This window comes from Rufibacter sp. LB8, from assembly GCF_014876185.1.
Classification (GTDB): Bacteria; Bacteroidota; Bacteroidia; order Cytophagales; family Hymenobacteraceae; genus Nibribacter.
The window spans coordinates 4,582,849-4,590,963 of record NZ_JADALJ010000001.1 but is presented as its reverse complement, the minus strand read 5'-3'; the positions used below and the strand labels follow the sequence as shown (position 1 = coordinate 4,590,963).

Annotated in this window: 6 protein-coding genes and 1 pseudogene; 4 read left to right on the top strand and 3 right to left on the bottom strand. The window is 52.7% G+C overall.

Annotated features, from left to right (window positions below; genetic code table 11):
* Positions 1-104: 104 nt before the first annotated feature.
* Both IMY23_RS19205 and IMY23_RS19200 read right to left on the bottom strand, forming a co-directional pair.
* On the bottom strand, positions 105-1,040 hold the full coding sequence (locus IMY23_RS19205; protein ID WP_192823632.1) for a bifunctional UDP-sugar hydrolase/5'-nucleotidase: 936 nt from the start codon (positions 1,038-1,040) through the stop codon (positions 105-107).
* Positions 1,041-1,122: 82 nt separating this feature from the next.
* A complete protein-coding gene (locus IMY23_RS19200) occupies positions 1,123-1,842 on the bottom strand; it encodes a 5'-nucleotidase C-terminal domain-containing protein (RefSeq protein ID WP_225986558.1) in 720 nt (239 codons plus the stop codon).
* Between the two features lie 678 nt (positions 1,843-2,520).
* On the opposite strand from IMY23_RS19200, the gene IMY23_RS19195 reads away from it, so the two are divergent.
* Together IMY23_RS19195 and ctlX are read left to right on the top strand one after the other, a co-directional pair.
* Positions 2,521-2,769, top strand: a complete 249-nt coding sequence (locus tag IMY23_RS19195) for a hypothetical protein (protein ID WP_192823630.1) — start codon at positions 2,521-2,523, stop codon at positions 2,767-2,769.
* 281 nt (positions 2,770-3,050) lie between these two features.
* Positions 3,051-3,938: a citrulline utilization hydrolase CtlX gene (gene ctlX, locus IMY23_RS19190; protein WP_370589897.1), complete on the top strand. Its 888-nt coding sequence runs from the start codon at positions 3,051-3,053 to the stop codon at positions 3,936-3,938.
* A gap of 47 nt (positions 3,939-3,985) precedes the next feature.
* Here the strand turns inward: ctlX and IMY23_RS19180 are convergent.
* Positions 3,986-4,635: pseudogene (locus IMY23_RS19180) on the bottom strand (DUF72 domain-containing protein).
* Positions 4,636-5,634: 999 nt separating this feature from the next.
* On the opposite strand from IMY23_RS19180, the gene IMY23_RS19175 reads away from it, so the two are divergent.
* Positions 5,635-7,470 carry a methylmalonyl-CoA mutase subunit beta gene (locus IMY23_RS19175; RefSeq protein WP_192823626.1) on the top strand — a complete coding sequence of 612 codons (1,836 nt, stop codon included), beginning with the start codon at positions 5,635-5,637 and terminating at the stop codon, positions 7,468-7,470.
* Between the two features lie 98 nt (positions 7,471-7,568).
* The gene (locus IMY23_RS19170; RefSeq protein ID WP_192823625.1) at positions 7,569-7,988 is read left to right on the top strand and encodes a DUF4440 domain-containing protein; all 420 of its coding nucleotides are present in this window, start codon (positions 7,569-7,571) and stop codon (positions 7,986-7,988) included.
* Positions 7,989-8,115: the final 127 nt, after the last annotated feature.

Here is an 8,115-nt window from a genome sequence, read left to right as displayed (position 1 = left end):
TTTACCATTAACATCGCTTCTTCCAATCCCGCGTTTATTTGTGTTCCGAATTCTTCAGGGGGTTACAAAAATGAAAAAAAACTCTTGAACAAAAAACTTGAACCTTATGAAATTCTGACACTGTCATTCAAAGGCAGCACATAGGCGGTAGTAGCCGTTTTTTCTTTTTTCTTTCTGTCAAAGCTGAAGTCAATGCGTCCCAAATTTATCCCCGACCAGCCTACTTGGTTCACCAACGTGACGTGGCCATTGGCGTGCGTGATTTTTTCGGGCTCGTCCAGGAACGTGTGCGTGTGGCCGCCAATAATCAGGTCAATGCCGCTCACCTGCCTGGCCAGCTTTCTATCATCAATCTTAGCCGATTCATAAGAATACCCCAAATGGCTGAGGCAGATGACTAAATCCACTTTCTCGTCTTCGCGCAGCGTTTTCACTAGGCGTTCAGCGGTGGCCACGGGGTCCAAATACTTAGTGCCGCCAATGTTATTGTCTGCTACCAAGCCATTCAATTGAATGCCCAACCCGAACACCCCTACCCGCACGCCTTCCTTCACAAATACTTTATAGGGTTTAAACTGGCCTTTGAGAATGGTGTCTGAAAAATCATAGTTGGCAATCACGAACGGAAAGCCCGCGTGCGGCAACTGTTTCTGCAAACCGGCCAGGCCGTTGTCAAAATCATGGTTGCCCAGCGTGGCCGCGTCATAGCCCATTTGGGTCATTAACTTATACTCTACCTCACCCCCGAAGAAGTTGAAATACGGCGTTCCCTGCCAAATATCTCCGGCGTCCAACAACAACACATTGGGTTCCTGTGCTCTAATTTGCTTCACTAAACTCGCCCGACGCGCCATGCCGCCCATGCCGCCGTTCTTTCGCCCGTCATTAGGGAACGGGTCAATGCGCGAGTGCATGTCATTGGTGTGCAGAATAGTTAGTTTTATGGGTGCAGCCGCAGCGTGTCCAAGGTTTGGCAACCCCAGAAGTGCCAGCCCAGCCGCGCCGGCCGCGGTATGTTTTATGAATTCTCTGCGTTTCATGATTTTTTGGTATCACGTAGCAAGTAGCAGGTATCAAGACAAGAACATGGACGTCTTGCTACGTGATACCTGCTACCTGCTACTAATTCAACACTTTCACCCGTCCGTCAAGGCTTCCCGTGACCGGTTTGCCTTGGGCGGTGATGGCTTTGATTTCTTTCAAGATGGCGTCGCGGGCCAGGAGGCCGGTTTGCTCTACTTTCAGGGCTTTTTTCAGGAAACCCATGTTGTCTCCGCCGTTGGCCAGGTAATCTGAGATAGCCAGCGTATAGGTTTTGTTGATGTCAAACGGTTGGCCGCCAATGAAGATGCTTTCAATCTTGCCGTTGCGCATGGAATACGTGGCGTTGGCCACAGATAGGTTCTGGACCCGCGCGGCGTAATCAAATAGCTCTTTGACTGTTTCGCTAGAGAGCGTGAGCACCAGCATTTCGTTTTCAAAGGGCATCAGTTCAAACACATCTCCCACGGTGATGGGGCCTTTGTCAATGGGGTTTCTGAGGCCGCCGCTGGTCATGCCGCCCAGGTCAATGGGTTTTCCGTACACGGCGCTGGTCTGGGTCCTGGTTAAATCGGCTACAAAATTACCCAGGGAAGATTCTACAGAACCTTTCTCCAGGGCCACGGGCGCCTGACCGATGACCTCGTTCATGGTCTGGTCCACGCGGGCGCGGTAAGGGGCAATGGTGGCCTCAGCAGTAGGGTCTGGCGCGAGTTGCGTGTTAACGGGTATATCTGTCGGTGTGCTCAGGCTGGCCGTGGGCACAAAGGCTTTCTGGCACCCAGCCAAAGATAAAACCAAGCCCAGGCCGAGGGTTAAAACGCGGGGAAACGGAGAAAAAACGAGGCGCATGTAGAAATACGTATTTTCTCAAAGATACAGCGCCCCTAGCTAAAAACCCAAAGCCGCTTGAGAGAGTTTTAAGCAAGATTTCGGGGTAAACATAGGGTTTTTGCTATACGTTTGGGTGTAATTTTTCAGGCTAACCGCTTGACTTATAACTAGTTTTTTCTTAAACTTGTCTTCATCTGGTGGCTGGCCCGCCGCTAGGCGTTCACCTTTTCTGTACACCTATGTTACCGGTTCCATGGAAGCTTTTCTATCAACTACGGTACTGGGTTCCGGCTCTACAACGGAACCTGTCTTGGGTGTGGGCCCTTCGCCCGGCGCCGCGTCACTGGCGCGCACGGGTCACCCAAAAGTGGCGACGGTTTTTGCACCCGAGCTCCCTTTCAAACTCTCTGTCCACTCTATTTCGCCCGCAGGTTACAGCCTGGGCGGCCAGCGGAAACGTCCTCTCCTCTGCCCGTACCGTGCGGCCCTGGCTGTACCTGCTTTTCCGGCGACTCCTTACGTAGCGGCCTGAGCATTTCTTTTCAGTTTTCTGGTTCTCCGTTACCGGCCTGGCCTATGCCAGCGGCTGTTTCTTTGTCAGCTCCCTACACCACCAATCAGCATCCCACACAACCATTAGCACCCATGAGCAATTCTTACCTACAGTACAGCAAATGCATACTTTTAAAAGTGAGTTTTGACGTGACCCTGTTTGAGAAAGAACTCCGGAAATGTTTAAAATTGCTCCTCACCGAAGAAATACGTGAACTGAAACGCTGGTGCCGCGCCACCTTCCCCAAAAGTTTCCGGCGTATTATGGGCCGTTGTTTTAGGTACTTTAAACGGTTCAAGACCGGCGGCAAAACCTCTAACGCCCCCGTAGCCTTGGCGTAGAGCCTTGGTTTGACTTTAGCATCGGCGCAAAAAAGAAAACCCGTTTTTGGCTTCATTTCTGGAAATGAGCCCGAAAACGGGTTTTTTTTGCGATTATATCTTGGAGTATAAAATCAGGAATGCGCTGGGCGAAAGCGTTCCGGCCCCGACGGTTGCAAAATATCACGGCGGTTTTCCTGAATTGGCGTAACTTGCTTTGCCTTTTTTACGGGCCCAACTTCATGGAAACGCCACAACTCCCCACGCATCCAAATTTCCCTTTAGCTACCAAAGTTTTACTTGTGCGTCCTGCCAACTTCGGGGCCAACCCAGAGACGGCCGCCACCAACGCGTTTCAGCAGGAAGTGCCCGTCGGCTCAGAGGCCAAAGTGCAGCAGAAAGCCCTGGACGAATTCAACCAGTTCCTGCTAAAGCTTTGGGCCGCCCGCATTGACGTGGTGGTGCTGGATGACCTGCCAGATCCCAAAACCCCCGATGCCGTTTTCCCCAACAACTGGATTTCGTTTCACCCCGGCGGCAAGGTGGTGCTCTACCCCATGTTCTCCCCTACCCGCCGCCTGGAGCGCCACCCAGATTTGCTCCAACAGCTGCAGGAGGAGCACAATCTTCCGTTTACCCAGGTCCTTGACCTCACCCACTTTGAGAACGAAGGCAAATTCTTGGAAGGCACCGGCAGCCTGGTCTTAGACCGCAAGCATAAAATAGCCTACGCCTGCCTGTCTGAGCGCACGCACCTGGAGCCCCTGCAGGCTTTCTGCGAGGCACTTGATTACCGACCGGTGACTTTTTCCGCCACAGATGAGAACGGCCTGCCCTTTTACCACACCAACGTGATGATGAGCCTTGGCGCAGATTTCGCGCTGGTGTGTTTGGAGTCTATTAAAGACGAAGAGGAACAAGGGCTGCTGCTGGAGGCGCTGGTAGACACCGCCAAAGAAATCATTGACCTGAGCTTGGCGCAGGTGAAGAAAATGGCCGGCAACATGCTGCAGGTGCGCAACAAAGCCGGAGAGCCCGTGCTGGTCATGTCTGAGAAAGGCTACAAAGCGCTGCGCAAAGACCAGTTTGAGACATTGAACAGCCTTACCAAAATGACCCGCGCCGACCTCAGAACCATTGAAGCCCACGGCGGCGGAAGCGCAAGATGTATGTTGGCGGAGATTTTTTAATCTTCCGGTTTCGGCTTCATTTCTGGAAATGAGCCCGAAAACGCCTGCTACAGATTCATAATCACTTGCCTTAGTTTCTGCGCGTCTTGGGTGGCGTTGCCGCCGATGGTGTTGTTGAAGAAGGCCCACACGGTTTTACCATCCAGCAGGAAATCTTGGGCCATGTACCCTAAGCGCTCCAGTTCCTCCTCGGGATAAGAGCCACGGTAGAGTTGTGGCCGTGCAGGCGCAGGTACACGGTGTCTGTGGTGGCGGCAGCCAATCCGGGCCATTTCTTTCCGGCGCTTACCACCACCAGAGAGATTTGATATTCCTCCAGCAGTTCCAGCACTTCCTCTGTGTGCCAAGAGGCATGCCGAACCTCCAGCGCGAAGACCGTTTCTGGATATAAATTCCGGAGCAAGGTAAAAAAGTGCTTGGCGATGAGTTCATTGTAATGGAAAGAACCCGGCAACTGCACCAGCACCGGCCCCAGGCGCTCTTTCATGAGAAGGAAACGGTCCATCCATTTGCGCAGCGGTTCTTCCACGTTCTGCAGTCGGCTTTCATGCGTGATGGAGCGGTGCAGCTTGGGCGCGAACTTGAAATGCGGCGGTGTGATGTCCAGCCACTTGAGAATGGTTTTCTCCATGGTGAAATGGTAGAAGCTGCTGTTGACCTCGGTGCAGTTGAAGTGCTGCGCGTAAAAAGGCAACATCTCCGCCGATTTAATATCTTCAGGGTAGAAAATGCCGCGCCAGGCGTAACTGTACCCCGAGGTGCCGATGTAGAGTGAGTCTTGGGCTATGTCCATGGAAGTAAGAGACGGAGAAAGCGGTTTTGGGTTTGGCAGTAGGGACTTTTTATCTTTCTTATTTCGGCTGAGGGAATAGTTGTGCGTGCCATTTGCGTTCCTTTCAAGCTTCAGATGCATGCTGATGGATTATTTGTGCACGCAGTTTGCTTTCCTTTCAAAGTTCAGATGCATTCTGACGGATTAGTTGTGCACGAAGGTTGCTTTCGTTTCAAAGGTCTGCTTCATCCTAAGTTCTACAAGACGGCCTTTTCCATTGCAGGGCTCCGAGCGCTCACGGCCGCGAGGCCCCGCCTTCCCCTCTCACGCTGTACCAGCTTCCTGGCGCCTTCGTCACCCGCCTGGCGGCGACGAAACCTGCTTAGGCGCTCGATGGAAAGGCTGGAAAAGGTGAGGGTTAGTAAGCAGTCTGCGTTTTTGGCATCAGCGGTGCCGCCTGCTCAAAAGACCTCACAGTTTTGGAAACCTGTGAGGTCTGCGCCAATTGCGTTTTCGGGCTCTGGATTGTAAATGGAAGCAAAACTGAGAAATAACCTTTCCTAGGAAACATTCATATCGCAAGTTTAGCGACAGCGTAACTTGTGGTTAAACACGTTGTAAGTTTACAAACTTACGTGAGTTGATAAACTCACAACATGGAAAGCCACAAGTTACGCTGTCGCTAAACTTGCGGCAGATTACATTGTAGAGACCAGGCACCGCCTTGTCTCTACGTTGGAGGTCCCGACAGACGCTCACTCAAAAGACCTCGTAGCGTGCGCAGCTCCTACGAGTGTCTCCGGTAATTCCGTTTTTGGCTCCGTTTCCAGAAATGAGCCCGAAAACAGATGGCGGTATTCTGGGTTATGCCGTAGAACAGTTCAGGCAAAAAGTTATCTTTACCCACGCAATTGCCCATTTTTTATGACCAACCCAACCTCCGCAGAGCCTTTGTTCTCACAGTTTTCGCCGGTGACGGCAGAACAGTGGGCAGCCAAACTACAGCAAGATTTGAAAGGCGCAGACCCGCAGGACCTGCATTGGCAGAGTTATGAAGGCATAAATGTGGCGCCTTTCTATACCAAAGATGACCTTCCGCAGGAACCGGCCTTCACTACGGTACCCGGCCAATTCCCATACTTGCGCAGCCCCAAGACTCAGAAGAACAGCTGGCTCAACTACCAGCCGGTGCACGCCACCGGCAAAGGGCACGCCGCCATTGACAAGGCAGTAGACGCGCTCACCCGCGGGGCAGACGGCATCCATTTCATCATGGAGAGCGGCGCTGCCTTTGACGCTGATTACCTCCTCGCCCAGATAGACCTGGCCAAAGTGCCGGTGGCTTACTCCGTTTCAACTGAGGCCGCCACGTTTCTCCACCACCTGCTCACGGGCCTCCAGCGCGCCAAAATCAACTTAGACCAGTTGCAGGGGTTTCTGAAATGTTCGCCTATACTGTCGTCTGAGAGTTACAAGCAGCTGGACATGGAGCACGCCAAACATTTGCTGGAACAGACTATAGACGCCAAGAATTTTTACGCGCTCACCATCAACGGAAGCCATTTCAGCAACAAAGGCGCCACGTTGGTGCAGGAAATCGCCATCACGTTGGCCATTGCGGTCTGCTACACCAACGGGATACGACAGGAGATTTTGCCCGAGGAGCGAATTTTCAGGGACATGCAGTTTCACCTCACGGCAGGCACCAATTATTTCTTTGAGATTGCCAAGCTAAGAGCCGTTAGGTTATTGTGGGCCAACATTGTAGACGCCTACGGTGCGCCCAAAGAGGCCGCCAGTGCCTTACGCATACATGTGTCTACGTCACGGTGGCACCAGGCCACGCTGGACCCGCACACCAATTTGTTGCGCCACACCACGCAGATGATGAGCGCCATCATCGGCGGAGCCGATTCTGTGGAAGTGGAACCGTTTGACAGCACGTACAAAGAGCCGAATGCGTTCAGTGAGCGAATTGCCCGCAACATTCCCATTATTCTGAAAGAGGAAGCGTACCTGGACCAAGCCATTGACCCAGCCGCCGGCTCCTATTACCTGGAGTACCTCACCAAGGAGATTGCTGAGAAAGCCTGGGCCTTGTTCCAGGACATTGAGGCGCGCGGCGGGTTCATGAAAGCCTCTGGCACCGGGTTCATACAGGATATTATCAAAGACACCAGCACGCAGAAATTCAAAGACATAGCCACCGGCAAGGAAGTGATTCTGGGCACGAACAAATACCCCAACAACAACGAGCAACACGCCTTTGACCCTGAGCAACTAATCCAAAGCAAGCAGTTTGACAATACCCGCGCCGCGTACAGCTATGAGGTTATGCGCCTGGCCACTGAGCTCCATTTCAGAAAGAAAAACCGCCGTCCGCACGCCTTGGTGCTGCACATGGGCAACGCCATTCAGGAACACATTCATGCCTCGTTTGCGCGCGAATTCTTCACGTGCTCCGGTTTCACCACCCAGGTCTTGAAGTTTGACACCGTAAGCGCCGGCCTGGCCGCCGTGAAGGAGATGGACGTGCAGGTAATTGTGATGGCTGCCCCCGAAAAGCAGTATAAAGACTTCGCCGAGACCTTTGCCAAGGGCATGCGTTCGCAGCACCGCCAGGGACCGGCCCTGATTTTAGCCGATGACCCCATGCACTTGAAAGACGAACTGCGCGCCCACTGTTTTGACGAGTTCCTGTTCCAGGGCTGTGACACCGCCGAAATCATCACCCGCATTCAGGAACGTCTGGGCGTATAGCGATTCGGGATGAGGCCTGAGTTTTTTCCGTTTTCGGGCTTGTTTTCAGAAATGAGCCCGAAAACGGAAAACTGCCACCATATAACAACCATTTCACCATGACCCAACAGACTGACACATCTTCGGAAAACCAATTGGACTCCACCACTGACCACGTCCTGCAAGCGGCCAAACAAGGCCTGGACGGACAGGTGGACGCCTGGAACGCCGGTGACTTGCGCGCCGCCATGGACTTCTACTGGAACTCCCCAGACATGCTCTGGATCAGCAAAAACGGCGTGGACAAAGGCTGGCAACCGGTGCTGGACATGTTTGAGCAAGACTTTGCAGATCGTAGCACTATGGGCACGTACACCTATGAACCGCTGCATCTGGAAAACCTGGGCCCGGCAGCCGCGCTGTATGTGATTCAATGGAAAATTGAGCTGGATGGTAAACGCCTGATGGGCGGTATTTCGTCACAAGTCTGGAAAAAGATGGATAGTCGCTGGGTAATTACCTCTGAGCATGCTAGTTAAGGAGTTCCCAATTTTGAGTTCTGAGTCTTGGGTTCTGAGTTCTGAGATTTCCTGCTTCCTCACTTTGTCATCCTGAAAGGACCTTGTGGGCCAACTAGACAGGCAGAAGCGATGAAACCTCCACTTA

Bases quoted from the DNA above. Each gene is read 5' to 3' on its own strand.
- IMY23_RS19205 (WP_192823632.1), bottom strand. From the start codon at position 1,040: ATGAAACGCAGAGAATTCATAAAACATACCGCGGCCGGCGCGGCTGGG.
- IMY23_RS19195 (WP_192823630.1), top strand. From the start codon at position 2,521: ATGAGCAATTCTTACCTACAGTACAGCAAATGCATACTTTTAAAAGTG.
- IMY23_RS19175 (WP_192823626.1), top strand. From the start codon at position 5,635: ATGACCAACCCAACCTCCGCAGAGCCTTTGTTCTCACAGTTTTCGCCG.
- IMY23_RS19170 (WP_192823625.1), top strand. From the start codon at position 7,569: ATGACCCAACAGACTGACACATCTTCGGAAAACCAATTGGACTCCACC.